This is a genomic window from Geodermatophilus sp. SYSU D00696 (assembly GCF_054050235.1).
Window position 1 is genome coordinate 19055 of sequence record NZ_JBJGYY010000039.1, and the last position, 25722, is coordinate 44776.

General features: G+C 75.6%; 23 protein-coding genes. 13 read left to right on the plus strand and 10 right to left on the minus strand.

Features of this window, described 5'->3' with window-relative positions; all coding sequences use genetic code 11:
• Nucleotides 1–167: 167 nt before the first annotated feature.
• Entirely contained in the window at nucleotides 168–374 is a 207-nt protein-coding gene (locus ACI79O_RS19995; RefSeq protein ID WP_456914996.1) for a hypothetical protein, read from the plus strand.
• 617 nt (nucleotides 375–991) lie between these two features.
• On the opposite strand, the gene ACI79O_RS20000 is transcribed toward ACI79O_RS19995, so the two are convergent.
• Nucleotides 992–1792, minus strand: coding sequence for an esterase/lipase family protein (locus tag ACI79O_RS20000; RefSeq protein ID WP_456892231.1), 801 nt, complete (start codon nucleotides 1790–1792; stop codon nucleotides 992–994).
• A gap of 225 nt (nucleotides 1793–2017) precedes the next feature.
• Here ACI79O_RS20000 and ACI79O_RS20005 point away from each other — a divergent pair, with 225 nt between their 5' ends.
• Complete coding sequence (locus tag ACI79O_RS20005) at nucleotides 2018–2929, plus strand: alpha/beta fold hydrolase (protein ID WP_456892229.1); 912 nt, start codon at nucleotides 2018–2020, stop codon at nucleotides 2927–2929.
• On the opposite strand, the gene ACI79O_RS20010 is transcribed toward ACI79O_RS20005, so the two are convergent.
• From ACI79O_RS20010 to ACI79O_RS20045, 8 genes are all read right to left on the minus strand, one after another.
• The gene (locus ACI79O_RS20010; RefSeq protein ID WP_456914997.1) at nucleotides 2904–4439 is read right to left on the minus strand and encodes a long-chain-fatty-acid--CoA ligase; all 1536 of its coding nucleotides are present in this window, start codon (nucleotides 4437–4439) and stop codon (nucleotides 2904–2906) included. The genes ACI79O_RS20005 and ACI79O_RS20010 overlap by 26 nt on opposite strands.
• A 66-nt stretch (nucleotides 4440–4505) precedes the next feature.
• Nucleotides 4506–7457, minus strand: coding sequence for a wax ester/triacylglycerol synthase family O-acyltransferase (locus tag ACI79O_RS20015; RefSeq protein WP_456892225.1), 2952 nt, complete (start codon nucleotides 7455–7457; stop codon nucleotides 4506–4508).
• Nucleotides 7454–9703: a glycerol-3-phosphate 1-O-acyltransferase gene (locus tag ACI79O_RS20020; protein ID WP_456914998.1), complete on the minus strand. Its 2250-nt coding sequence runs from the start codon at nucleotides 9701–9703 to the stop codon at nucleotides 7454–7456. The genes ACI79O_RS20015 and ACI79O_RS20020 overlap by 4 nt, the downstream gene beginning before the upstream one ends.
• A 127-nt stretch (nucleotides 9704–9830) precedes the next feature.
• Nucleotides 9831–10838: an NAD-dependent epimerase/dehydratase family protein gene (locus ACI79O_RS20025; RefSeq protein ID WP_456875842.1), complete on the minus strand. Its 1008-nt coding sequence runs from the start codon at nucleotides 10836–10838 to the stop codon at nucleotides 9831–9833.
• A 38-nt stretch (nucleotides 10839–10876) separates the two neighbouring features.
• The gene (locus ACI79O_RS20030) at nucleotides 10877–12286 is read right to left on the minus strand and encodes a WS/DGAT/MGAT family O-acyltransferase (RefSeq protein WP_456914999.1); all 1410 of its coding nucleotides are present in this window, start codon (nucleotides 12284–12286) and stop codon (nucleotides 10877–10879) included.
• 110 nt (nucleotides 12287–12396) lie between these two features.
• Nucleotides 12397–13395 carry an alpha/beta fold hydrolase gene (locus ACI79O_RS20035; RefSeq protein ID WP_456915001.1) on the minus strand — a complete coding sequence of 333 codons (999 nt, stop codon included), beginning with the start codon at nucleotides 13393–13395 and terminating at the stop codon, nucleotides 12397–12399.
• A gap of 55 nt (nucleotides 13396–13450) precedes the next feature.
• Nucleotides 13451–15403, minus strand: coding sequence for an FUSC family protein (locus ACI79O_RS20040; RefSeq protein ID WP_456892217.1), 1953 nt, complete (start codon nucleotides 15401–15403; stop codon nucleotides 13451–13453).
• A gap of 162 nt (nucleotides 15404–15565) precedes the next feature.
• Nucleotides 15566–16168 (minus strand): TetR/AcrR family transcriptional regulator, encoded by a 603-nt coding sequence (locus tag ACI79O_RS20045; protein WP_456915002.1) that lies wholly within the window; start codon nucleotides 16166–16168, stop codon nucleotides 15566–15568.
• 99 nt (nucleotides 16169–16267) lie between these two features.
• On the opposite strand from ACI79O_RS20045, the gene ACI79O_RS20050 reads away from it, so the two are divergent.
• From ACI79O_RS20050 to nadA, 9 genes are all read left to right on the plus strand, one after another.
• Nucleotides 16268–16726: a DUF2867 domain-containing protein gene (locus ACI79O_RS20050; RefSeq protein WP_456915003.1), complete on the plus strand. Its 459-nt coding sequence runs from the start codon at nucleotides 16268–16270 to the stop codon at nucleotides 16724–16726.
• Nucleotides 16727–16730: 4 nt separating this feature from the next.
• Complete coding sequence (locus ACI79O_RS20055) at nucleotides 16731–17216, plus strand: GNAT family N-acetyltransferase (RefSeq protein ID WP_456892211.1); 486 nt, start codon at nucleotides 16731–16733, stop codon at nucleotides 17214–17216.
• 16 nt (nucleotides 17217–17232) lie between these two features.
• Nucleotides 17233–18081, plus strand: coding sequence for a Nif3-like dinuclear metal center hexameric protein (locus ACI79O_RS20060; RefSeq protein ID WP_456892209.1), 849 nt, complete (start codon nucleotides 17233–17235; stop codon nucleotides 18079–18081).
• A gap of 14 nt (nucleotides 18082–18095) precedes the next feature.
• Nucleotides 18096–18380 (plus strand): DUF3311 domain-containing protein, encoded by a 285-nt coding sequence (locus ACI79O_RS20065; RefSeq protein WP_456892207.1) that lies wholly within the window; start codon nucleotides 18096–18098, stop codon nucleotides 18378–18380.
• Nucleotides 18381–18383: 3 nt separating this feature from the next.
• Nucleotides 18384–20027: a monocarboxylate uptake permease MctP gene (gene mctP, locus ACI79O_RS20070; RefSeq protein ID WP_456915004.1), complete on the plus strand. Its 1644-nt coding sequence runs from the start codon at nucleotides 18384–18386 to the stop codon at nucleotides 20025–20027.
• A 9-nt stretch (nucleotides 20028–20036) separates the two neighbouring features.
• Nucleotides 20037–20777 carry a zinc ribbon domain-containing protein gene (locus ACI79O_RS20075; protein ID WP_456892203.1) on the plus strand — a complete coding sequence of 247 codons (741 nt, stop codon included), beginning with the start codon at nucleotides 20037–20039 and terminating at the stop codon, nucleotides 20775–20777.
• Nucleotides 20774–21868: a bifunctional RNase H/acid phosphatase gene (locus tag ACI79O_RS20080; protein ID WP_456892201.1), complete on the plus strand. Its 1095-nt coding sequence runs from the start codon at nucleotides 20774–20776 to the stop codon at nucleotides 21866–21868. Before ACI79O_RS20075 ends, ACI79O_RS20080 begins: the two co-directional genes overlap by 4 nt.
• A gap of 166 nt (nucleotides 21869–22034) precedes the next feature.
• On the plus strand, nucleotides 22035–22625 hold the full coding sequence (locus tag ACI79O_RS20085) for a dihydrofolate reductase family protein (RefSeq protein WP_456892199.1): 591 nt from the start codon (nucleotides 22035–22037) through the stop codon (nucleotides 22623–22625).
• Nucleotides 22626–22745: 120 nt separating this feature from the next.
• Nucleotides 22746–23777 carry a quinolinate synthase NadA gene (gene nadA / locus ACI79O_RS20090; RefSeq protein WP_456892197.1) on the plus strand — a complete coding sequence of 344 codons (1032 nt, stop codon included), beginning with the start codon at nucleotides 22746–22748 and terminating at the stop codon, nucleotides 23775–23777.
• 3 nt (nucleotides 23778–23780) lie between these two features.
• Here the strand turns inward: nadA and ACI79O_RS20095 are convergent, their stop codons facing one another.
• Complete coding sequence (locus ACI79O_RS20095; RefSeq protein ID WP_456915005.1) at nucleotides 23781–24533, minus strand: sulfite exporter TauE/SafE family protein; 753 nt, start codon at nucleotides 24531–24533, stop codon at nucleotides 23781–23783.
• A 24-nt stretch (nucleotides 24534–24557) separates the two neighbouring features.
• Between ACI79O_RS20095 and ACI79O_RS20100 the strand changes: the two genes are divergently transcribed.
• Complete coding sequence (locus tag ACI79O_RS20100; RefSeq protein WP_456892193.1) at nucleotides 24558–24920, plus strand: DoxX family protein; 363 nt, start codon at nucleotides 24558–24560, stop codon at nucleotides 24918–24920.
• Nucleotides 24917–25639, plus strand: a complete 723-nt coding sequence (locus tag ACI79O_RS20105) for a PIG-L deacetylase family protein (RefSeq protein ID WP_456915006.1) — start codon at nucleotides 24917–24919, stop codon at nucleotides 25637–25639. Before ACI79O_RS20100 ends, ACI79O_RS20105 begins: the two co-directional genes overlap by 4 nt.
• Nucleotides 25640–25722: the final 83 nt, after the last annotated feature.

A 25722-nucleotide genomic window follows, 5' to 3' on the forward strand; every position in this document is an offset into this window, starting at 1 on the left:
GCGCCGGCGCGTCCGGTTCGCCCGGCGCTCCGGGGTCCGCCGGCACGTCAGGCTCTCCTGGCGCGCCGGGCTCTCCCGGCGGGAGTGCGTCGGCCGCAGCCACCGCGACGGCGTCCGCCGGCTCCTCCTCCGTCAGCCGCGTGTCCTGCTCCGGGACCTCGTGCTCCGTGACGTTGGCGGGCAACGGTTCGAGAGCGACCGTCTTCGACACGGCGATCTCCTTCCTCGAGGTGCGGGACGGCCGGGCGGACCTCCGCGTCGGGGAGGAGGACGTCTCCCTCGCGCCCGGGCAGAGCGTCTCGTCGGGCCCGCTGGACCTCGAGTGCAGGGCCGTCGGCGCCGACAGCGTGGACCTCACCGCCTCCCTGCGGTGACGGGTCGGTCCGCAGGAAGGCGGTGAGGTCGGAGACCCCGTCGCCGAGGTCGGTGCCGGCAGGTCCTCGCCGGCCTCGAAGGAGTGTGCCCGGACGGGCGGGCACCGCGAACGGCATGCCGCCGACCACCACCGGTGTTGGGCACCCGGGACCGGTGCTCGAGGTCCTCACCCGGCCCGGGTCGCTGACGGCTCGGGGGACGGCTGCATCGCCTGCGGTCACCGAGCCGTCCGCGGCGACGTGCACCGCGACGTGCGCGACCGCCGACGTGTCCCCGAGAGGACCGTCTCGACATCGCCGTCCCTCGCGACGGCGGCGACGACCGTCGTCCCGAGATCGATCCCGAGGCTGCGACTCGCTGGACCCCCCGGCCGGGGACGGGGGTACGCCAAGCACCGACCAGGAGCCCGGCACCACGTCGTCGGAGACCAGCGCGGCGGAACGCCACGAGAGGTACAGGTTCGACCGCTGCGTGAACTCGAGGCTCCGCGATCAGGATCGGCCGATCAGTGACGTCATGGACTGCCGGCAGCCCGGATCCATCCGTGGACGTCACCCGCCGGTCCTGCACTCGAGTCCGACCCGAGCCTGTGAGGTGACCCGGGCGGAGTTCCTCCTCAGGCCGCGACGGGCGGGAGGTAGGCGAACTCGGGGACGTCGGGGCGCGGGAAGGCCGGGCGCAGCGCCAGGGAGCAGCGGAACGGGCGCCAGGTGCCCTCGGGCTGCGCGAGCCGGTCGGCCACCGCGTAGATGACCGCCGGGTTGTGCCCCATGCCCAGGTGGCTGGCGTGGACGGCGATGTTCTCCGACGTCGGCGAGAGCCGGCCCAGGCAGGCCTGCCAGGCGACGATGCCGTCCTGGTGGGAGTAGATCGACGTCGAGGGCACCGGCATCGGCGTCGCCTCGCTCTCGAGCGGGAGCGTGCGCCGCTCCACGTGCAGGTGCGAGTAGCGCTCGAACACCCGGTGGGCGCGGGTCTGGCTGTCGGCCCGCAGCGCGAACGGGCTGCCGAGGGTGATCACCTGGCGTACCGCGTCGGGGGTCTTGCGCGCCAGGTCACGGGCGAAGATGCCGCCGAGGCTCTGCCCGACGAGGCTGACCGGCCGGCCGTAGCGGTCGCCGAGGTCCTCGATGCGCCGGGCCATGCCCTCGACGCACTCCGCCGTCGGCCCGATGTTGCGGCCCAGCCGCCAGCCGTGCACGCGGTAACCGAGCCGCCGCAGCACGCGGCGCAGGGTCACCGTGGACATGTCGTCGGCCATCAGCCCGGGGAGCACGAGCACCGGGTGCCCGTCGCCCACCGGCAGGCGGGGCAGCAGCGGCCGGGCGGCGAGGTAGAGGCCGTAGTCGGCGAACGCGCGACCGACCTCCGTGAGGTAGAGCGGCAGACCCGGTCCCTGGAACTGCTCTCGTGCCACGTCGCCCTCCTCGCCGGCAGCCCCGTCGCCGCCGTACGGCCGGGTACCACTCTCGGGGACCCGTCACACCTGACTGTTCCGGCGCGCGGGAACGCCGGTGAGGAGAGTGTGGCGCAGACCACACCGGTCGCAGGGGTCCCAGGAGCCCGCCGCGCGACAGCCGCGGAGCCGTGGAACCGTACGGAGTCGGCGCGCGGGGCGCTGACGACGGCGGGAGGACGGCGAGTGGAGCACGCACCGGGCACGAGCAGGACGGTCGACCTGGGAGGGCCGGTCCACGTCGTCGACTACGGCGGCGCCGACGACGGTCCCGCCGTCGTCCTGGTGCACGGACTGGGCGGCTCGCACGGCAACTGGGACCTGCTCGCCCCGCTGCTGACGCCGTCGGCCCGGGTGTGGGCGCTGGACCTGCCCGGCTTCGGCCGCAGCGAGCCCGGTGAGCGCCGCGCCACCGTGCCGGCCAACGTGGCCGTGCTCCAGCGGTTCCTGCGCGAGGTGGTCGGCGAGCCGGCCGTGCTCGTGGGCAACTCGATGGGCGGCATGGTCTCGCTGTTCACCGCCGCGGCCGCCCCGGACGCCGTCCGGGCGCTGGTGCTCCTCGACCCGGCCCTGCCCGGTGGCCGCCGCCGGCTGGACCCGCTGGTGGCCGCCACCTTCGCCCTCTACGCCATCCCGGGTGTCGGCGAGCGCGTGCTGTCCGTGCGGCGCGCCCGCCAGACGCCGCTCACCCGTGTGCGGACCATGCTCGGACTGGTCGGCGTCGACCCCGACGAGCTGCCCGCGCCGGTGGTCGACCGGGCGGTGGCGCTGCTCGAGCAGCGCGAGGACGTCGTCGGCATGGACCGCGCCTTCCTCGTCGCCGCCCGGTCGCTGCTGGGGATCCTGCTCCGCCCGCAGCGCTACCGGAGCGCGATGGCGCGGGTGACCGCCCCGGTCCTGCTGGTGCAGGGCGACCGCGACCGGCTGGTGCCGGTGTCGGCCGCGCGGGAGGTCGCCGCCGAGCACCCGGACTGGCGGTACGAGGAGATGGCCGGCGTCGGGCACGTGCCGCAGCTGCAGGTGCCCGAGCGCCTGGCCGACCTCGTGCTGACCTGGCTGGGGGAGGTCGCCGTCAGCGGCTCCGCAGCTCGGTCTTGAGCACCTTGCCGCTGGGCCCCTTCGGCAGCTCGTCGATCACGACCACCTCGCGCGGGTACTTGTAGGCCGCCAGCCGTTCCTTGCAGAACCCGATCACCTCGTCGGGCTCGGCCGACGCGCCGGCGCGCAGGCTGACGTAGGCCACGACCTCCTCGCCGAGCCGCTCGTCGGGCCGGCCGATGACGGCGGCCTCGAGGACGGCGGGGTGGGCGTGCAGGACCTCCTCGATCTCGCGCGGGTAGACGTTGAACCCGCCGCGGATGACCAGGTCCTTCTTGCGGTCGACGATGAAGAAGAAGCCCTCCTCGTCGCGGTAGCCGAGGTCGCCGGTGTGGAACCAGCCGCCCTTCATCGCCTCGGCGGTGGCCTCGGGCCGGTTCAGGTAGCCCTTCATGACGTTGTGGCCGCGCAGCACGATCTCGCCGACGTGGTCGGGGCCGGGCGGCAGCTCCCGGTCGTCGGGGTCGACCACGCGCACCTCGCAGCCCCACAGCCGCTTGCCGATCGAGAGCACCCGTCGCTCCTCGGCGCTGCGGTTGAAGGTGGCGATCGCGCAGGTCTCCGACAGCCCGTAGCCCTCCAGGACCGTGGCCCCGTAGGCCGCCTCGAAGCCCTTGATCACCTCGCCGGGGATCGAGGCGCCGCCGGAGACGCACACCCGCAGCGCGGAGACGTCGCGGCCGCTGAGGTCGGCGTGCATCAGCGCCACGAACATCGTCGGCACGCCGCAGAACACGGTGACGCGGTGCTGCTCCATCGCGTCGAGGACGGCGCCGACCTCGAACCGCGGCACCAGCACCAGCGTCGCCCCGGCGCGGACCGCGCAGTTCATCACGCTGGACAGGCCGAAGACGTGGAACAGCGGCAGCACCGCCATGCCGACGTCGTCGTCGCGGTACTGGAAGGTGTCGGCGGCGACGGTGGCCGCCATGAACGCCTGGAAGTGCGTGAGCTCGGCGCCCTTGGGCCGGCCGGTGGTGCCGCTGGTGTAGATGACCACCGCGGTGTCGTCGGGCGACATCTGCTCGACGTCGGCCGCGTCGGCGCCCGCGCCGCCGGCCAGGAGCGCGTCGAACGGGGTGGTGTCCGCCGGCAGCGAGTCCGCCTGCGCGCCGGGGGAGGGCACCACGTACACGCGGACGTCGCCGGCCTCGGCCGCGCCCTTGACCGCCTCGTCGGCGAACGCGTCGAAGGTGACCAGCAGCCGCGCCCCGCTGTCGGACAGGTGGTAGGCCACCTCGGGCGCCTTGAGCAGCGGGTTGAGCGGGACGAGGGTCAGCCCGGCGCGCAGCGCTCCGAAGTAGGCGAGCACGAACTGCGGCACGTTGGGCAGCTGCAGCGCGACGGTGTCGCCGCGCTGCAGCCCGGCGGCCTGCAGCCCCGCGGCGACCTGCGCCGAGAGCTGGTCGACCTGCCCGTAGGTGAGGGTCAGCGGCCCGAGCCGGAGCATCGGTTTGTCCGGCTGGGCGAGGGCGGACTCCCGCAGGATGGTGGCGAGGTTGAAGCTCATGGACGCTCCCGGCGGTGGGGACTGTGACGCGGGTTACTCCCGGTCCAGTACCGTATCCGCCGCCCCTCACACCCCAGCCAGGGCCACCACCTCGTCCAGTCCCGCCTGCAGGTCGGCCACCAGCCCGGCCGGGTCGGTGACGGCGGCGGAGTCGACGTTGATCCCGATGCAGCACTGCGCCTCGTGCGACAGCAGCGTGATCATCGCCGCGCAGCCGGGGAGCGGGCCGAACGGGTACATCCGGTCGATCCGCGAGCCGGCGATGTAGACCGGGTGGGTCACGCCCGGCACGTTGGACACCTGGACGTCGTTGGCGCTGGTCAGCTGGCCGGAGACCGCGCCGATCACCGGGGCGGGCAGCCAGCTCAGCGTCGGGGCCAGGAGGTCGTTGAGCACGCTGGAGCTCGCGTCGCCGCGCACCGACATGACGAACTCGCGGAGGGCCTGGATGCGGACGGTGGGGTCGGCCTCGTCCAGGGGCGCCGGGAAGCGGGCGCCGGTGAAGCGGTTGCCGCCCTCGGGCGCGTCCTGGGCGCGCAGGCTGATCGGGATGCCGATCGCCAGCGTGCCCAGCGGTGCCCCGTGCCGCTGGTGGTAGCGGCGGAACCCGCCGATCACCGCGGCGAGGTAGCCGTCGTTGAGCGAGCCGCCGGCCGCCCTGGCCCCGGCCTTGAGGTCGGCCAGCGGCACCTCGAGGACCTCGAGGTGCCAGTCGCCGCCGCGTGGGGTCAGCAGGGTCGAGCCCGGTCCCGGCGGGGTGAGCGTGCGCCCGGCCGAGCGCACCGAGCCCAGCGCGGAGCCGACCAGGTCCCAGGGCCGCCCGCCCGCGGTCAGCGCGTCGACCCCGCGGCGCAGCACGGCCAGCGGGGCGGAGCGGGCCGTGCCGACCAGTTGCTCGGTGAGCAGCCCGGTGCGCGAGACGCCGTCGTCGGGCGTGGGGACGGGCGGCTCGGGGCGGGCCGGGTCGTGCTCGGCGGTGCGGCTGTGCAGCTTGCCCATGAGCTGGACCGCGCCCAGCCCGTCGGTGGTGCTGTGGTGGGTCTTGACGACGTAGCCGGCCCGACCGTCGGAGAGCCCCTCGACGAGCATCGCCTGCCACAGCGGCCGGTCGCGATCCAGCGGCGCGGAGACGAACTCCCCGACGACGTCGAGCAGCTGGCGCATCGAGCCGGGGGCCTCCAGCCGGACCCGCCGCACGTGCGCGTCGAGGTCGAGCTCGGGCACGGTCACCCACCGCGGGGTGCCGATGCCCAGCGCCGGCTCCACCACCCGCTGGCGCATCCGCGGCACCATCCGCGAGGCCCACTCGTGGGCGGCGCGCAGCCGCTCCCAGTCGGGCGCGGGGTCGAGCAGCTCGAGCAGCGCGACGTTGGCGCGCAGCCGCGGGTCGGCCACCTCGGCGCGCCACATCGCCGTCTCCAGCGGGTTCATCTCCGGCGCGCTGCCCCAGTCCAGCGGCGGCGCGGGGCTGCGGCTGGGCTCGCCGGCGGTCGGCTCCTCGCTGACCACCGGGCGCTCGCCGCGGCCGCCCCAGTTGGCCAGGGTGCGCAGGTACTGGTCGTGCACCTCGGCGATCCGCTCGTCGAGCTGCTCGACGGTCCAGCCCTCGGTCGGGACCGGCGGGAGCACGCGGACCTGCACCACGCCCGGGTGGATGGTGGTCGCGCCGCGCCACATCAGCTCGCCGGTGTTGCGCAGCACGATCGGCACGATCGGGACGCCGGCCTGCATGGCGACGTGGAAGGCGCCCTTCTTGAACGGGCCGAGGGTGGGGGTGGCCGACCGGGTGCCCTCGGGCGCGACGACCAGCGAGATGCCCTCCCGCAGCCGCTCCACCGCGGGCTCGAGCGCCTTGCGGGCCTGGGCGGGGTCGCCGCGGTCGACGAAGGCGACGTCGGCGAGGCGGAAGGCGAGCCCGAAGCCCGGCGTCCGGGCCAGCTCCTTCTTGGCCACGCCGGTGAACCCGCCGCGCAGCAGCTTCGCCAGCACCAGGACGTCGAGCTGGCTCTGGTGGTTGAACAGGAAGACCGCCGGCCGGGTGGCCAGGTGCTCGGCGCCCTGGACGTCGAGCCGGACGCCGGCCAGCGCGCTGCCGAGTTCACCCGCGAGGGTGATGCCCAGGTCGACCGCCTCGCGCCGGGAGCCGTTGAGCGCGCCGACGGCCAGGCCGGTGGCGAAGCCGCCGACCATGCCGCCGACGCCGGCCACGGTGCGGGCGAGGTCGACCGGCGAGGTCTGCCCGCGCCGGCGGAAGCGGGCGACCGGCCACGAGTAGTGGCGGGCGGCGGCGGCGAGCCCCTTGCCGGGGTTGAGCGCGCGGGCCCGCCCGACCGTGCGCAGGAACGGCACGTCCTCGTCGCCGTTCGAGTAGGCGTAGCTCTGCAGCAGGTCGATGCCGTGCTCCTCGGCGAAGGCGCGCACGGCGGCGGCCTTGCCCTTGCGCCACAGCAGCGGCCCGCCGGGGCGGCCGGTGCAGACGCCGTCGACGATCTCGACGGGGGAGACCAGCACGTGCTCCACGCCGAGGGCGCGGGCGGCCGGCTCGACCTGGAAGCGGGTGGCCGAGGAGGCCAGGACGACGGTGTGCCCGGCGTTGAGGTGGGCGGTGACCAGGCGCCAGGCCTCGGGGAACAGCGACCCGGCGATGCCCTGGACGAACAGCCGCTCCCCGAGCTCGACCAGCTCGTCCTCGCTGCGGCCGGCCCAGGCGCGCATGCCGAGGACGGTGAACCGCTCGAAGTCCTCCTCGGTGGTGACCCCGCGCAGGCCGGACAGCAGCAGCTGCCCCAGCGCGTTCGGCGTCACCTCCAGCGAGCGCAGGTGGTGGCGGGCGAAGGCGGCCAGCGAGTAGCCGTCGATGACGGTGCCGTCGAAGTCGAAGAAGGCGCCCACGCGGGGCCCGGGGGGCGCGGCCTCGACGTCGGCGATCAGCTGCTCCTCGGTCCACACGTTGCTCCGCGCCATCGCCGCGGCGTTCTCGCGCAGCCCGCCGGTCGCCGTCTCCTGGTCGGCGCTCACGGCTCCACCCCCACGTTCTCCCGCCGCGACGCGGCGTCCAACTCGTCGATCACTCCTACTCGGCCGACGACGTCGCGGACTTGAGCGGCCCACTCCTGCCGGCGGCGGGCCAGCTCCTCGCGGCCGGGGTCGACCAGGTCGAGGTTGGCGGCCAGCTGCAGGGCGCTGGCGAACAGCTCGCGGGAGAGCGACTCCGGCCCGTGCAGCCGGCCCTGCAGCAGCATCTGCTGCCCCACGCCGCTGCACTCGGCGAGGAAGTCCGCCTGCACCACCGGCGAGCGCGGGTCGCGGGCGGCCAGCCGCTCGGCGACCACCAGCTGCGCGTCGACGAACGAGCGCAGCACCCGGTGGGCGAACAGCAGCGGCGCCCCGCAGAGCACCTCGCGGCCGTCGGCGGTCTCCCAGTGCGGGTCCAGCCGCTCCAGCTCGGCGGTCAGCGCCTCGCGGTAGGCGTCCCGCTCGGGGAAGAAGAACTCGAACTTCAGCAGGTCGCGCAGCCGGAAGGCCTCCTCCCACCGGTCGACCGGGTCGCGCAGCATCACCAGCTCGGCGATCGCCCGGTCGACGACGTGGTGGATGGCGCTGTTGCGGTAGAAGGCGGCGACCAGGTGCTGGCCGCGCTCGATGGCGTAGACCGGCTCCTCGCCGCCCTCGTAGACGGTGACCACGCCCTGCTGCGCGAGCGCACCGAGCACGCGCTGCACGCCCTGGGCGGTGGCCAGCGCCGAGCCCGAGTGCGGGCGGCCGGTCTCGGTCAGGTAGGCCAGCAGCGGCTCGAGCACCCGCTGCACCTGGCCCAGCGTCAGCGCGCGGTCGCGCACGCCGAGCAGCGCCAGGGTGACCAGCGCCGTCGCCGTCGCAGGGGTGACCGCGTTGATACCGACGGCGACCTGGAACGCGACCTTCTGCAGGGTCAGCCGGCGGGCGTCGGGGTCGGCCGGGTCGGCGCCGTTGCGCAGCGCCGCGGCCAGCGACAGCGGCTCGGCGAACCCGACGTGCACCGTGCCCAGCGGGGTGCGCACCTGCTCGCGGATGTAGGAGGCCATCCACGACAGCCCCTCGCCGCGCTTGGCGGCACCGCCCTGCTCGGCGGCCATGCCGGTGACCTCGCGCAGCTGGTCGTAGGTGATCGACACCGGGACGACGTAGACGTCGTCGACCCGGCCCCGCTCGACGGCGTCGGCCACGTAGCGCAGCAGCCCGTGCCGGGGCGGGCGCAGCTTCCCGGTGCGGGTCCGGCCGCCCTCCATGTACCACTCGAGGTTGAACCGCTTGGCCAGCAGGAAGGCGAAGTACTCCCGGACGGCGAGCTTGTAGACCTGGTCGTCGCCGAAGCTGCGGCGGATGAACACCAGCCCGGCACGCTTGGCGATCGGCCCGACCGGCCAGAAGCGCAGGTTGTCCCCGCCCAGCACGTGGTTGCGCGGGAAGTCGTGCGCGGCGAGCACGTCGGCGAGCACCAGCGGGTCGACGTAGGACCGGTGGCTGGGCAGGAACACCAGCGGGTGCCGCCGGTTGAGCTCGCGCAGGTCGTCGAGCCGCGCGGTGTCGGCCTGCACGTCCCAGGCGCGGGCGTGGACCGGGCGCAGCAGCGCGGTGAACAGCTCGACGGCCATCGGGTCCATCGCCGCGACCAGGCTGCCGAGGTCCTCGACCGCCTCGGCGTAGACCTCCTCCTCCGGGCGCTCCAGACGCTCGGCGAGGGCGGCCACCTCGCCGCGGAACTCGGGGCTGTACTGGATGGCCTCGGCCACGTGCCGCGGCACCTTGGCCCGGTCGCCGACCACCGAGCGCTCGGCCCGGTCCAGCGCCAGCTCGGCCTGCTGGGCGACGAAGTCGGGCAGCGCGCCGCCGCCGTCCCAGCGGCAGGTCAGCTCGGCCACGGTGGCCGGCTCCGCGACCACCACCCGGGCGCGCTCGGGGTCGCGGCGCAGCGCGGCGGCCTGCAGGGCGGCCGGGGGACGGCGCAGCAGCGAGGGGCGGGCGTCGTGCAGCCGCCCGCGCCGGCTGCGGCCCGGGGCCGGGGCGGGCGGACGGCGCGGCGCCCACGCCACCCGGACCGCCGTGACCACGGTGTCCGGGGAGGCCCCGTCGAGGGCCTCGTGCAGGGCCGTGCCGTGCAGCGGCAGCACGGTCACGCGGTCGCCGTCGGCGGGCAGCGCCTCGGCGACCAGCCGGCGCTCCACCTCGCTGGTCACGTCGGCCAGCACGATGGTCGGGACGTCGGCGTCCACCAGCCTGGTCATGTGCACCTCTCTGCGGTCTCGTCGCCGGCCTGCTCGGGGGGCTGCCGGGTCACCGGCCGGCGGCGGTCGCGGCTCCGCCCGCGGGACGCCGAGCCTGCCGGTCCGGCGTCCCGGGCGGAAGCCGCGCTCACCCCGAGCGGAGGGTGGAGCGCAGCGCCTCCAGGCCGGTGTAGCGCGGCCGCCAGCCCAGCTGCTCACGGGCCTTGGTCGTGTCCATGATCGCCGGGTGGCTGGCCGCCTCCACCCACTCGGCCGCCGGCGGCAGGAACGGCAGCCGCGACACCGCCCGCGCGGCCAGCTGCGCCGGCGCCGCGGGCAGCGGCAGCGGGAGGGCGCCGTACTCGCGGGCGACGTCGGCGGCGGTCAGGACGCCGTCACCGGCGATGTTGTAGGCCCCGGGCGGGCCGGCGGCCACGACGCACTGCAGCAGCGCCTGCCCGACGTCGTCCTCGTGCACGAACTGCAGCGGCAGGGCCGGCACCGCGACCGGGACCGGCACCGGCAGCCGCCGGGTGCTCTGCTCGGCCAGCCAGCGCCCGAGCGGGGCCAGCGGGCCGGGCAGCAGGTCCTTGGCTCCCACGGTGTGCGGGCCGAGCACCACCGGCGGGCGCAGCAGGTACAGGGACAGCTCCGGGTGCGCCTCCGCCTCGGCCTGCAGCAGCTGCTCGAGCTCGGCCTTCTCCTGCGCGTAGAACAGCCGCGACGCCGGGCGCACCGGCCAGTCCTCGGTCATGCCCACCGGGTTGTCCGGGTGGAAGCCGTAGGCGGCGAGCGAGGAGGCGTAGACGAACCGGCGCGCACCGGCCGCCGCGGCGGCCCGGAAGGCGTTGAGCGTGCCGTCGACGTTGATGGCGCGGGTCGTCTGGCGGGAGGCGTTGCCGGTGATGAGGAACGCCAGGTGCACGACGACGTCGGCACCGGCGAAGGCCTCGCGCAGCGCGGCGGTGTCGCGCACGTCGCCCTGCCGGTACTCCATCTTCGTCCAGCCGCGGGCCGCCGGGTCGAAGGGCCGGCGGGCGATGCCCACGACCCGCTCCACCCGGTCGTCGGCCTGCAGGAGGGGCACCAGCCCCTCCCCGAAGGTTCCGGTGGGGCCGGTGACGGCGACGGTCAGGTCCTTCTCGGGTGCGGTCACGCCGTTCGGCTACCCGACCCCTCCCGGCCGCAACCGGTTCACCGGGCCGCCGCTGCCTGCTGGCCCTGCGCCAGCCCGACGAGCTCGTCGACCCCGCGGCGGATCCCCTCGGAGAGCACGTCGACGTCGGGGAAGGCGTCGAAGTCGGTGTTGATCCCGAACGTCATCGAGTCGAGGTAGCTGAAGATGCCGATGGAGATCCGGGTGCCGCCGGCGATGGGCACGTACGGGTACGACGAGACCATGCGCCGGCCGAGCACGTAGAGCGGGACGCGCGGTCCGGGGACGTTGGTGGTCACCGCCTGGCACCACATCTGCCCGCCCTGTGCCGCCGCCCGCACCCCCAGGGAGAGCAGCGTGGGGGACACGTAGTCGCCCATCGCGATGATCGACCGGGCGTCGACCGCCTGCATCGTCTGCTTGTACTCGTCCATCTGCCGCCGGATCGAGGTCAGCCGGGCCAGCGGGTCGGGCTCGCCGACGGGCAGGTCGACGAACACCGCCGTCACCTGGTTGTTCAGCGCTCCCCGCTCGTCCTCCCTGCGCACCGAGATCGGGACCATGGTGCGCACGACGGTGTCCCCGCCGAGTGCGCCGCGGCCCTGCAGCAGGTCGCGGAAGCCGCGGGTGATAGCGGTGAGCACGACGTCGTTGACGGTGCCGCCGAGCGCGGTGCGCGCGGTCTTGAGCTCGGTGAGCTCGGCGTCGGCCCACGCCCACCGCCGGTGGGGGCCGATCGGGCCGGTGAGCGTGCGGGCCAGCGGGGTGAGCGCCTGCCGGGCCAGCGTGGGCAGCCCGGCCGCCGCCGCGCGGGCGCCCTTGACCAGGCTCCGCGCGCCGCCGGTCACCGCCTGCGGGCCGGGCAGCGAGGTGAGCTGGCGCAGCGGCGTGGTGACCGTCTCGGCCACCGCGCCGGCCGCCATCGCCAGGCCCGAGGGGCTGCGCTGCGGTGTCCAGTCCCGCGGCGCCGCGTGCTCGGCCTCGGGGTCGAGGTCGAACATGACCTGCATCAGGTCGGTGCCGGCGACGCCGTCGACCATGCAGTGGTGGACCTTGGAGATGATCGCCCAGCGGTCGTCCTCCAGGCCCTCGACCAGCCACACCTCCCACAGCGGCTTGGCCATGTCCAGCCGCTGGCCGAGCACGCGCCCGGCGAGGTTGCGCAGCTGCTCCCGCCCGCCCGGCTTCGGCAGGGCGGTGTGCCGCACGTGGTAGAGGATCTGGAAGTGCGGGTCGTCGACCCACAGCGGCCGGCCCAGGTTGAGCGGCACCTCGCGCACCCGCTGCCGGTACCGCGGCACCAGCGGCAGCTTGCTCAGCAGCAGCCGCACCAGGTCGCCGTAGGACGGTGCCGGGCCCTCGAACACGGCCACGGAGCCCACGTGCAGCGGCGCGTTCTCGGTCTCGGCGTAGTAGAAGCCGGCATCGGTGGCGCTCAGGCGGTCCACGGGGGGTCACTCCTCGGGCTCGACGAGACGGTCTCGTCCGGTACCTGTCCCGCAGGTCGCCCGGCGTAACACGGGCGTGGAGCGCGGGACACGGTGGGCACCGGTCGGGTTCAGCCTGCCTGCCGGGCCTCGCCGGAGCCAGCCGTCCCCACCCGGTCGAGGAGGGCGACGAGCGCGGCGTCGACGACCGCGGTGCGGGTGAGGTTGACGCTGTGCCCGGCGCCGGGGACGACGAGGAGCTCGGCGCGCGGCCCCAGCAGCTCGGCCAGCCGGCGGCCGTGTGCGGCCGGGGTCAGCCGGTCGTGCTCCGCGGCGACGACGGTGACCGGCACCCGGCCGAGCACCGGCAGCGCCGCGGTCTCGTCGTGGTCGAGGAACGTGCCGTAGAAGGCCATGGTGATCGTCAGCGGCGTCTCCTCGAGCATCTCCTGCACGGCCCGCACCGCCTCGGGGGTCGCGTCGTCCCTGCCGAACAGGTACGTGCGCACGAAGCGGTGGCCGATCCGGGTGCCGCGGCGCCGGTAGCGCTCGAGCAGCGGGGCGAGCAGCCGCAGCCACCACAGGTACAGCGGCAGCAGCCGCAGTGCCCGCATCACCCGGACCACCGTGCCGAGCAGGCCGGCGGAGACCAGCCCGCCCGCGGAGGTGGCCAGCAGGAACGCCCCGACGACGCGGGTGCCGAACAGCTCCGGCCGCTGCCGGGCCAGCGCCATGATCGTCATCCCGCCCATCGAGTGCCCGGCGAGCACCACCGGCCCGGCCGGGACGACGGCGTCGAGGACCTGACCCAGGTCGCGGGCGGTGCGGTCGATCGTCGCCGTCGTCGGGGCGGCCCAGCCCGACCGGCCGTGCCCGCGGTGGTCCCACAGCACGAGCCGCGCGCGGTCGCGGACCGCCTGCCGCTGCAGCTCCCACTCGCCGAGGCGGGCGGTGAACCCGTGGCAGAACACCACGGTCAGCGGCGCGGCCTCGGGGCCGTCGAACTCGACGTGCAGGTCGACGCCGTCGTCGGTGCGGACGGTGCGCGATCCCGGCGGTGGGGGACCGTCGATGCCGGGAACGGCCGGGATGCGGGGGACAGGCGCGGGGGTCCGTCGGCGGCGGCGCATCCGTCCATGACAGGCGCGCGGCGCGGTCCCGGCAACCGGGAGTGACGGCCGTCTCTCAGCCGCGGCGGGTGACGTCCTCGGCGCGGCGGCCGGGTGCGGCGTCGCGGACGAGCCGGCGGGCGGCGTCGACCTCGCGCGCCACCGGGGCGAGCACGCCGTCGGCGAGGATCTCGGCGTCGTCGGGCGGCCGGTGCGCGCGGACGTCGTCCTCCAGCTCGCGCAGCGCGCGGCGCAGCACCGCCACCTGGTCCGGGTCGGGGGAGGGACCGCCCTGGCCGACGGCGATGACCGCCTCGGTGACCGCGTCGGCGGTGCGCTCGAGCTGCACGATGACCGGCCACCACGCCGCGGCGCGGGTGCTCACCGGCGGCGGCTCGGCCAGCCGGCGCTGCAGCTGGGTGTGCAGCTCGGTCAGCGCCCGGTAGGTGCGCCGCCGCGACCGCCGCCGGGTCGTGGGGTCGCCGCCGAAGGCCGCGCCGACGAACGCGTCGAGGGCCAACGCGGCCGCGCGCAGCGCCTCGTCCAGCGGGGCCCGCCAGGTCGAGGGCCAGGCCAGGTAGCCGGCGACCAGCACGATCGCGCAGCCGATGAGGGTGTCGACCAGCCGGGCGCCGACCAGGCCCGGACCGCCGGGGTCGGCGAGGTCGAGCAGCAGGATGATCACCGGCGTCTGGAACACCGAGAACAGGCCGAAGTTGGCGCCACGCGCCCACGGCAGCAGCCCGGCCGCGACGGCCATCGCGACCACCACCCAGCCGTCGCGCGGCAGGACCGACAGCAGCAGCGAGCCGATGAGGACGCCGAGCAGCGTGCCGGCGCCGCGCTGGACCGCCCGGGTGAACACCGAGCCGTAGTCGGGCTTGAGCACGATCGCCACGGTGAGCAGCACCCAGTAGGGCCGCTCGATGGGCAGCAGCTGGCGGGCGACCTCGGCGATCGTCATGCACAGCACCAGGCGCAGGGCGAAGTCGCGGGTGTCGGCGCTGCCGAGCGTGCGGTCGGCGAGGTCGCGCAGCCGCTCCCGCCAGGACGGCCGCGCGGGGTCGACGGCGGCCCCCGCCCGCTCCTCCGGGTCGCCGACCACCGCCCAGGCCAGCCGCACCCCGTGCCGCACCGCGCGGCGCTGCGCCGGCCCCTCCTCGAGGGACGGCGGCCGCGCGGGGGGCAGCTCGCGGCTCCCGGTCACCGCGGCGGCGAGCGCGTGCACCGCGGTGACGTCGTGCGGGTCGGCGTGCACGCCGGCGCGGGCCGAGGCGACGGCCGCCTCGACCAGCGGCGCGGTGGCGTTGAGCACCCCGGCCAGCTCGGCGAGCTCCCGGTTGCGCCCCGCCGCGAGGCTGCGGCTGCGGATCACCCGGTCGTAGGCGTCGTTGAGCGCGGTGGTCAGGTCGCGACGGGCGTCGTCGGTCTCCTCGGTGCCGACGGCGGTGAGCAGCCCGGCGATACGGGTGAGGACGGCGGCCACCGCGCTGCGGTCGGGGTCGCTGGGCTCGGTCGCCGCCTGCACGACGGTGGCCAGGGTCGCCCACGCCGCGCCGGCCGCGAACCACGCCACCTCCACCGCCGGGGACAGCGGCGTCACCAGGCCCGACGCCAAGGCCGTGTAGATGAGCAGCTGCAGCGCGCCGAGGGACGCCGCCGAGCCGATCCCGCTGATCAGCGCCGCGGCCAGCGCCAGCAGCGCGACGACGACCACCGGCAGGACCCCGCCTCCGGCCGCGTACTGCCCGGCGACGAGGCCGACCGCGCCCAGGCCGACGGCGGCCGCGGTGCGGCGCAACCGGTCGCGCCGCGGTCCGCCCTGCGGGGCCAGGGTGGCCGCGAGCGCCCCGGTGGTGGCGAAGACCCCGGCGCCGAGGGCCGCCTCCCCGCCGACGGCGAGCGCCAGGGCCAGCGGGGCGGGCACGGTGACGGCGAACCGTGCGACGTCGCGCCACGGCACCGGCGGGGGAGAGGTGCGCACCAGCTCCTCGAGCCACGCCGGGGCGCGCAGCGACCGGTCCGCCACGTCCGGCAGCGTCTCACCCGGGGCGGAGGGCCGCCGGGATCAGGTGACCTGATCGTGCGGCGTCCTCCCTCACGGTGGGACGTGCGGGAGGACGCGCTGCGGTGCACGAGGACGCGCTGCGGTCAGGGATGACCCGCTGCGGTGAGCCGGAGTGCGCCGCGGTCAGCCAGGACGGTCGGCGTCGGCCCAGGCCCCCGGCCGGTCCCCGGGCAGCAGGACCTCCAGCAGGACCCGCGCGTGGCGCTCCGACGCCTCGCCCGCCGGGGCCAGCTCCGGCGCGACGGCGCGCACCTGCCACCAGCCCACGTATGCCGCGTAGGCGAGGGTCGCCCGGCGCCCGGCCTCCGCGGGCGGGACGCCGAGTTCGACGAGCAGCGCGCGCACGTACTCCACCCGGCGCCGGGTGACCGCGGCGAGCACCCGGACGACGCGCGGGTCGTCCACGTCGCGCAGCAGCGAGACGACGGGGTCACCGCCGCCGGCGTGGTCGAGCGTGTGGCCGGCCAGCGCGCGGAGCCGCTCGCGGGGGTCGGCCAGCCGGTCGAGGTCGGCGATCACGGCGTCGGTGTGCGCCCGCTCCCACAGCTCCAGGGCGGCGTCGACGAGGGCGTCACGACTGGCGAAGTGCCAGTAGAAGCTGCCCTTGGTCGCCCCGAGGCGGGTGGCGAGGGGCTCGACGGCCACCGCGGCCAGGCCGCCACGGCCCAGCGCCTCCACCGCCGCCCGGGCCCAGTCCTCCGCCGACAACCTCTCCCGTGGGGGCACGTCCGTACGCTACCGTACGGACGGCCATACGGCAGCGTACGGAGGTGGCCCGTGACCCCCGGTGCAGCAGTCGCGAGGCCCCGCCCGCGCGCGGTCGCCGTGCCACCGGGACTGGTCGCCGCCGCGGCCCTCGACGGCGCCGACTTCGCCGACGCCTTCGCCGCGCCCGTCCCGGCGGGGGCCTCGACCGACGTCCGCGACTGGCTCGCCGCGTTCGGCCCGGCCGCCGTCCCGGCGTGGGTGCGGGCGCTCATGGCCGTGCGGACGCTGGTGGTCCGGCCCCTGGGTCTGCGCACCGGGCCGACGGGGATCTTCCCCGTGCACTCGACCGCCGCGGACACGGTGGTGCTCGGCGTCGACGACCGGCACCTGGACTTCCGGCTGGTCCTGCACGTGCGCCCCGCCGCGGACGGGCACGAGCTCGTCGCCGTCACGGTCGTCCGGCGGCACAACGCCCTGGGCCGGGCGTACTTCGCGGCGGTCCGCCCGTTCCACGCGCGGGTGGTGCCCGGCATGCTGCGGCGCATGGTGGAGCACTCGGCCCCGACGGCGGCCTGACGGCGTGGACGCCGACGTGCGCGTCGCGGAGCCGGCCGACCTCGAGCTGCTCCCCGGCATCGAGGCCGCCGCGGACGCCCTGTTCGAGCCGCTGGGCTTCGCCGACCTCCCGCCGCCGCAGACCCCGCAGGAGCGGGCGGCCGCCTGGCGGGTGCTGGTCGCCGGCCGCCCGGCCACCGGGTTCGCCGTCCTGGAGCGGGTGGACGGCGACGTGCACCTCGAACAGCTCTCGGTGCACCCGTCGGCGGGACGGCGCGGGCTCGGCACCGCCCTGCTCGACGCCGCCGTGCGGGCCGCGCGGGAGGCCGGGGCGGCACGGGTCACGCTGACCACCTACGCCGACGTGCCGTGGAACGCGCCGTGGTACGCCGTGCGCGGCTTCACCGAGATCACCGACCCCGGGCCGGAGCTGGCGGCGCTGGTCGACCGGGAGGCGGCGATGGGCCTCGCGGTCCACGGCCGCCGCGTCGTGATGGGCCGCTCCGTCTGACCTAGGGTCGGCGCCCGTGACCGCCACCCTGGGCGAGGTCGTCGCCGCGCTGGAGGCCCGCTACGACCCCGCGCTCGCGGAGAGCTGGGACGCCGTCGGCCTGGTGTGCGGCGACCCCGCCGAGCCGGTGGAGCGGGTGCTGGTCGCCGTCGACCCCGTGGCCGCCGTCGTCGACGAGGCGGTCGAACGTGGCGCGCAGCTGCTGGTGACCCACCACCCGCTGTTCCTCACCCCGGTGCACGGCGTCCCGGCCGACGACCCGAAGGGCCGGCTGGTGCACCGGCTGGTGCGCGCCGGCTGCGGGCTGTTCGTGGCGCACACCAACGCCGACCGCGCCGCCGACGTCGGCGTCAACGACGCGCTCGCCGCCGTCCTCGGGCTGACCGGCACCCGGCCGCTGCAGCCGGCCGCGCCCGGCTCCCGCCAGGGCCTCGGCCGGGTGGGCGAGCTGGCCGAGCCGACGACGCTGGCCGCCTTCGCCGCGCACGCCGCCGCGGTGCTGCCGGCCACCGAGGGCGGGGTCCGCGCGGCCGGCGACCCGGACCGGCCGGTGCGCACGGTCGCCGTCTGCGGGGGCAGCGGCGGCTCGCTGCTGCCCGAGGCGGCGGCCGCGGGGGCCGACGTGTTCCTCACCAGCGACCTGCGGCACCACCCGGTGTCGGAGTCCCAGGAGTCGAGGGGCCCGGCGCTGTGTGACGTGGCACACTTCGCGACCGAGTGGCCCTGGGTGCCCGTGGCCGCCGAGGTGCTGGCCGCGGACCTGTCCGGCAGGGTCGGGGCCGCCGCCTCGCGGCACCGCACGGACCCCTGGACGGTGCACCGGGGCCGGTCGGCAGGAGGGGACCCGGCCAGCGCGGCCGGCTGAGACGGGAGGACGCCGTGGCCACCGCCCAACGACCGCCGTCAGGGGGTGCGGTCCCCCGGCGGAGCGACCGCAGCCCGTGGAACTGGCTGCTGCTGGTGCCGATCGTGGTGCCGCTGCTGGTGCCCCTCTACAACAGCGTCGAGCCGACCCTGTTCGGCTGGCCGCTCTTCTACTGGCTGCAGCTGGCGTTCGTCGGCCTGGGCGTGCTGACCACCGTGGTCGTCTACCGGGCCACCCGGCGCAGCCCGGCCGAGCGGGCCGCCGCCCGCGCCGCCGTCGAGCGGGACAGGGAGCGCTGAGCCGTGGACGGGGTCAACGTCGTCGAGCTGTCGATCGTCATCGTCCTGTTCCTCGTCGTCACCGTCCTGGGGTTCGTCGCCTCGCGCTGGCGGCGCGCGGAGAACCTCATGCACCTCGACGAGTGGGGGCTGGGCGGGCGCAACTTCGGCACCTGGATCACCTGGTTCCTGCTCGGCGGTGACCTCTACACCGCCTACACCTTCGTCGCCGTCCCCGCGCTCATGTTCGGGGCCGGTGCCGCCGGCTTCTTCGCCGTCCCCTACACCGTGGTCATCTACCCGCTGGTGTTCCTGGTGGTGATCCGGCTGTGGTCGGTGAGCCACGTGCGGGGCTTCGTCACCCCGGCCGACTTCGTGCGCTCCCGGTTCGACTCCCCGACGATGGCGCTGCTGGTGGCCCTCACCGGGATCGTCGCGACGATGCCCTACATCGCCCTCCAACTGGTCGGCATCGAGGCGATCCTCAAGGCGATGGGCGTCGAGGGCGAGCTGCCGCTCATCGTCGCGTTCGTGATCCTGGCGCTCTACACGTACAACTCCGGGCTGCGGGCGCCGGCGCTGATCGCCTTCGTCAAGGACACGCTGATCTACCTGACGATCATCGTGGCGGTCATCGTCATCCCGTCGAAGCTCGGCGGGTGGGACGCGATCTTCGGCGCCGCGGAGGAGAAGTTCTCCGCCGGCACGGGGGCGGGCCTGCTGCTCCCGGCCAGCGGCCAGCTCGGCTACGCCACCCTGGCGCTGGGCTCGGCGCTGGCACTGTTCCTCTACCCGCACTCGATCACCGGGCTGCTGGCGGCCAGCAACCGCGACGTGCTCAAGCGCAACATGAGCGCGCTGCCGGTCTACAGCCTGGCGCTGGGCTTCATCGCGCTGCTGGGCTTCATGGCGATCGCGGCCGGCGTGACGCCGATCGGCGAGGACGGCAACACGGTCGTCCCGGTGCTGTTCCAGGAGATGTTCCCGAGCTGGTTCGCCGGCATCGCCTTCGCCGCCATCGGCATCGGCGCGCTGGTGCCGGCGGCGATCATGTCGATCGCCGCGGCCAACCTGTTCACCCGCAACATCTACAAGGAGTTCCTCAAGAAGGACGCCACCCCGCGGCAGGAGGCGCAGGTCGCCAAGATCGTGTCGCTGGTCGTGAAGTTCGGCGCCGTGGCGGCCATCCTCTTCATCGACCCGCAGTTCTCCATCGACCTGCAGCTCATCGGCGGCGTGATCATCCTGCAGACGCTGCCGTCGGTGGCGCTGGGCCTCTACACCCGGTGGATGCACCGCGGCGGGCTGATCGCCGGCTGGGTCGCCGGCATGACCGCCGGCCTGCTGATGCTCTACAACACCCCCCGGCTCGGCCCGGACGGGACGGTGGTGCGCGAGCACTTCGGCGGGTCGTCGTTCGCGCTGTCGAAGCTGGGCCTGGACACCACCTACACCGTGTACACCGGCCTGCTCGCGCTGCTGGTCAACCTGCTGGTCACCGTGCTGGTCACGGTGGCGCTGCGCGCGGCCCGGGTCGACGACGGCGTCGACGGGACGCAGGACACCGACTACACCGCCGAGCGGGAGGACCCGACGTTCCGCGAGCTGCCCGACCCGCTGGAGTCCGCCCCGCCCGGCACGACGGGAGGGCGCCCTGGCCGAAGGTAGGTTGGCCGGGTGAAGGCCGACCACTTCGAGCAGCAGAAGCTCCTGGCGCTGGCCGACGAGGACGTCGCGCTCACCCAGCTCGCCCACCGGAAGCGGACGCTGCCGGAGATCGCCGCCGTCGACGCCGCGGCGGAGGCCGAGCGGACCTTCTCCGAGGCCGAGGTGCGCGCCGACACCGAGGTGCGTGACCTCGACCGGGACCAGAAGCGGCTGGAGGCCGACGTCGAGACCGTCCGGCAGCGGGCGGCGCGCGACCGGTCCCGGATCGACTCCGGCGCGGTGACGGCGAAGGAGATCACCTCGCTGCAGTCGGAGCTGGCCTCGCTCGGCCGGCGCCAGTCCGACCTCGAGGACCAGGTGCTCGAGCTGATGGAGCGCCGCGAGACCGCCGACGCCGCCCTGGTCGCCGCCCAGGAGGGCCGCGCCTCGGCCGTCGCCGACCGCGAGCGGGCCGAGCAGCTCCGCGACGACGCCCTCGCCGACATCGCCGACGCCACCGCCCGCCACGAGGCCGCCCGCGCCGAGATCGCCGTCGGCATCTCCGACGCGCTGCTGGCGCTCTACGACCGCATCCGCGCCCAGACGGGCACCACCGGCGCGGCGGTGCTCAAGGCCCGCCAGTGCCAGGGGTGCCGGATCGAGCTGTTCGGCAAGGAGCTGGCCGCCGTCCGCAACGCCGACCCGCACGAGGTGGTCCGCTGCGAGAACTGCGGCCGGATCCTGGTGCGCACCGCCGAGTCGGGCCTGTGACGCGCCGGCTGGTCGTCGAGGCCGACGGCGGCTCGCGCGGCAACCCCGGCCCGGCCGGGTACGGCGCGCTGGTCCGCGACGCGGACACCGGCCGGGTGCTGGCCGAGCGGGCCGCCGCGGTCGGCCGGGCCACCAACAACGTGGCCGAGTACGGCGGCCTGGTGGCCGGGCTGCAGGCCGCGCTCGACCTCCACCCGGGCGCCGACGTCGAGGTGCGGATGGACTCCAAGCTCGTCGTCGAGCAGATGTCGGGCCGCTGGAAGATCAAGCACCCGGACATGCAGAAGCTGGCCGTGCAGGCCCGCGACATCGCCCGCCAGCTGGGCCGGGTCCGCTACACCTGGGTGCCGCGCGCGCAGAACGGCGCCGCCGACGCGCTGGCCAACAGCGCGATGGACGGCCGGCCGGTGCACCGCGACGCCGTCGCCGAGCCCGCGGTCGTGGCCGACGACGTCCAGCCCGCCGCCGAGCCCGCTCCCGTCGTCACCACGGTCACCCACCTGCTGCGGCACGGGCAGACCGAGCACACCCCCGAACGCCGGTACAGCGGCCGCAACGACCTGCCGCTGTCGGCCACCGGGCGGGCCGAGGCCGAGGCGGCCGCCGTCCGCGCCAAGGAGCTGGGCATCGAGGTGGTCGTCGCCTCCCCGCTGCGCCGCACCCGGGAGACCGCCGGGGTGGTGGCCGCCGCGCTCGGCCTCGACGTCGAGGTCGACGACGACCTCGCCGAGCTCGACTTCGGCGACCTCGAGGGGCTGACCGCCACCGAGGCGCGGCAGCGGCACCCGCTCGCGGTCCGGCGGTTCGCGGCCGACGTGACGGTGGCCGCGCCGGGTGGTGAGTCGGTGGCCGACGTGTCCCGGCGGGTGGCCCGGGCGCGGGCGCGGCTGCTGGAGCGGCACGCCGGGCGGACCGTGCTCGTGGTCAGCCACGTGACGCCGATCAAGCTGCTGCTGGCCGCGGGCCTCGGCGTCGGCGACGAGGTGGTGCACCGGGTGTTCCTCGAGGCCGCGGCGCTGTCGACGGTGGCGTGGAGCTCCGACGGCCGCACGTCGGTCCGGCTGGTCAACGACACGTCGCACCTGCGCTGAGGTGCCGCCCCCCGCCACGACATCGGCGGTCTCGTGGCCATCAGCGCGTGATCGCCACGAGAGCGCCGATCTCGCGCGGAACGTGTTCAACCGATGAGTTGAACACGTCGGGGCGGTCTCCACTGCAGCCGGCCCCGTCCGGGGGCCGCGAGCGAGGAGGCAGGCGATGGGACGGGTCGTGCTGTTCGCGGCGGTGTCGCTCGATGGGTTCGTCGGCAGGGACGACGACATGCCCGGGCCGCTGTTCGACTGGTACCAGAACGGCGACGTCGAGATGACCTTCAGCGACCCGGACCGGCCCTTCCGCGTGACCGAGGAGACGGCGGAGTTCATGCAGGCCGTGGCATCCGGGGTGGGCGTCATGGTCTGCGGGCGCCGGCTGTTCGACATCACCAACGGCTGGGAGGGCGTGCCACCCAGCGGCGAGCACGTCGTCGTGGTCACCCACCGGCCCGCCGACGGCTGGCCGCACCTGGGCACCGCGCCGTTCAGTTTCGTGCCCGACGTGCGGACCGGGATCGAGCGGGCCCGGGAGCTCGCCGGGGACCGCGACGTCACGGTCAGCGCCGGGGACGTCGGTGGGCAGGCGCTGCGGGCGGGCCTGGTCGACCGGGTGGTGCTCGCCCTCGTCCCGGTGGTCCTGGGCTCGGGCAAGCCGTACTTCGGCGCCGGTGGCCCGCCGGAGATCCAGTTCGAGGACCCCCAGGTGGTCCAGGGCAGGCGGGTGACCCACCTGGTCTACGACGTGCGGCGCTGACGGGGAAGCGGGCCGGGCGGGCGGGTGTTGCACCGAACGGCCCGCCCCGGCGACCCCACGCTGCCGCACCGGACGCCGGGCGGGGCACCATGAGAGCCCCTTCCCCTCCGAGGAGCCCCCGTGACCGCGACCTCCGCGCCCGCCGCCCCCGCCGCCATCGGTGACGAGCGCACCCTGTCGCCCGCCGAGTTCGAGACCTGGGCCGCCGAGGTCCGCCGGCTGGCCGAGGAGCGCGGCGCGGTCGTGCTCGCGCACAACTACCAGGTGCCCGAGATCCAGGACGTCGCCCACTTCACCGGCGACTCGCTCTACCTCTCCCGGGTCGCGGCGCAGACCGACGCGCGGGAGATCGTCTTCTGCGGCGTCCACTTCATGGCCGAGACGGCGAAGATCCTCTCGCCGGACAAGACGGTGCTCCTGCCCGACCACGCCGCCGGCTGCTCGCTGGCCGACTCGATCACCGCCGAGCAGCTGCGCGAGTGGAAGGCCGAACACCCCGGCGCCGTCGTCGTCAGCTACGTGAACACCACCGCCGCGGTGAAGGCAGAGACCGACATCTGCTGCACGTCGTCCAACGCCGCCGACGTCATCCGCTCGATCCCCGAGGACCGGGAGATCCTGTTCTGCCCCGACCAGTTCCTCGGCGCGCACGTCAAGCGCGTGACCGGCCGGTCGAACATCCACGTGTGGGCGGGGGAGTGCCACGTGCACGCCGGCATCAGCCCGGCCGACGTGCGGGCGCAGGTGGCCGCGCACCCCGACGCGGAGATCCTCGTGCACCCCGAGTGCGGCTGCACCACCTCGGTGCTCGACCTGGTCAGCCACGGCGACCTGCCCGCCGACCGCACCCGCGTGCTCTCCACCGGCGGCATGGTCGAGGCGGCGGCGCGGACGTCGTCGGGCCAGGTGCTGGTGGCCACCGAGGTCGGCATCCTGCACCAGCTGCGCTCGCTGAACAGCGGGACGGCGTTCATCCCGATGAACGAGCGCGCGGCCTGCCGCTACATGAAGATGATCACCCCGGCCAAGCTGCTGCACACGCTGCGCACCGGTGAGGGCGCGGTGGACGTCGACCCGGACACCGCCGCCCGTGCCCGCCGGGCCGTGGAGGCGATGATCGCCATCGGCGAGCCCGGCCGCGGCGGCGAATGACCCTCAGATCCGACTGAACAGGTACACCGACACCACGACGCCGAAGACGACGATGAGCACCCGCAGTGGCGTCGCGGGGATGCGGCTGGCGATGCGAGCGCCGGCGAAGCCGCCCACCAGGCTCGCCGGCGCCGCGACGGCGACCACCTGCCAGGCGACCGGGCCGAAGAGCCCGAACACCACCAGCGTGACCGTCGCCGTCACCGCGGACAGCGCCGACTTCAGCGCGTTGGCCAGCGGCAGCCGGTGCAGCGCCGTGCCGAGGACGGCGACGAGGATCACGCCCAGCGCCCCGCCGAAGTAGCCGCCGTAGGCGGTGGCGAGGAACAGCGCGAGGTACAGCCACCGCGGGTCGCGCACCGTGGCGCCGTCCCGGTCCCGCAGCCGGCGGGTGAGCAGCGGCTGCACGGCCAGCAGGAGGCTGGCCAGGAGCACCAGCACCGGGACGACGACGTCGAAGGCCGCGCTGGGTGTGGTGAGCAGCAGCACGCTGCCCGCCGTCCCGCCCAGGACCGAGACGACGCCGAGGCGGGCCAGCCGCCCGCCCTGGCCGGCGTACTCGCGGCGGAACCCGGCCATCCCGCCGAGGTAACCGGGCCACTGCGCGACCGAGTTGGTCACGTTGGCCGCGACGGTCGGCAGGCCCAGCGCCACCAGGGTGGGGAAGAGGATCAGCGAGCCGCCGCCGGCGATGGAGTTGACGACGCCCGCGGCCAGCGCCACCGCGGCGGCGACGAGCAGGTCGGCGACGGGCACGGAGCGGCAGCCTACGGTGGCCGCATGCGACCGCCCGCGCCCGCGACCTGGCTGGCCGCCGCCCTGGGCGGTTCCGGCGTGCTGCACCTGGTGCGGCCGCGGACCTACGAGTGGCTGGTGCCACCGGAGCTCGGGGACGCGCGCGGCTGGGTGCTGGGCAGCGGGGTCGCCGAGGTGGCCACCGCCGCGCTGCTGTCCGCGTCGCCGAGCCGGCGGGCCGGGGGCTGGGCGGCCGCGGTCCTGCTGGCGTCGTTCCTGCCCGCGCACCTGCACCACCTGCGGGTGGCGCGCGGGCGGCCGGCGCTGCTGGCGGCCGGGGTGGTGCGGCTGCCGCTGCAGGTGCCGATGATCGCCGCGGCGCTGCGCGTGGCCCGGGGGCGGGCGTGACCCAGCCGCTGCCGGAGGACTGGGAGCGCGCGCTGGTCGTCGTCGCCCACCCCGACGACATCGAGTACGGCTGCGCGGCCGCCGTCGCCGCGTGGACCTCCGCCGGGCGCGACGTGCGCTACGTGCTGGCCACCAGCGGGGAGGCCGGCATCGCCGGTCTGCCGCCGGAGGCGGCCGGGCCGCTGCGTGAGCGGGAGCAGCGGGCGGCCGCGGCGGTGGCGGGCGTCTCGGTGGTGGAGTTCCTCGGCCATCCCGACGGCCGGCTGGTCGAGGGTCTGGACCTGCGGCGGTCGCTGGCCGCGGCGATCCGCCGGCACCGGCCGGAGCTGGTGGTGACGATGCACTTCGGGGACACCTGGACGCCGCCGGGCACCGCGCCCGCGTACTGGAACAGCGCCGACCACAGGGTGCTGGGCCGCGCGGTGCTCGACGCCGTGGGCGACGCGGCGAACGAGTGGATCTTCCCCGAACTGGCCGACCCGGAGCCGTGGCAGGGCGTGCGGTGGACCGCCGTCTCCACGCCCGTGGGGGTGACCCACACCGTCGACGTGACCGCCGTCGTCGACCGGGCGGTGGCCTCGCTGGCCGAGCACCGGCGCTACCTGCAGGCGCTGTCGGACGACCCGGTCGAGGAGCAGGCACGGCGACAGGTCGAGATGGCGACCCCGGCCGACGACGCGGGGCGCCGGGTGGCCGGCTTCGTGCTCTACGGCGGCTGACCGCGGCGCTCCTCGACGCGCACGGGGCGGCCGCCCTCCCCGCGCGGTGCCCGACCTCGCGCTGCGGGGTGAGGTCGGGCACC

Coding starts and splice junctions, on each gene's coding strand:
- ACI79O_RS20010 (WP_456914997.1), bottom strand. CDS start 4,439: ATGAGCTTCAACCTCGCCACCATCCTGCGGGAGTCCGCCCTCGCCCAG.
- ACI79O_RS20020 (WP_456914998.1), bottom strand. CDS start 9,703: ATGACCAGGCTGGTGGACGCCGACGTCCCGACCATCGTGCTGGCCGAC.
- ACI79O_RS20035 (WP_456915001.1), bottom strand. CDS start 13,395: ATGCGCCGCCGCCGACGGACCCCCGCGCCTGTCCCCCGCATCCCGGCC.
- ACI79O_RS20085 (WP_456892199.1), top strand. CDS start 22,035: ATGGGACGGGTCGTGCTGTTCGCGGCGGTGTCGCTCGATGGGTTCGTC.
- ACI79O_RS20100 (WP_456892193.1), top strand. CDS start 24,558: ATGCGACCGCCCGCGCCCGCGACCTGGCTGGCCGCCGCCCTGGGCGGT.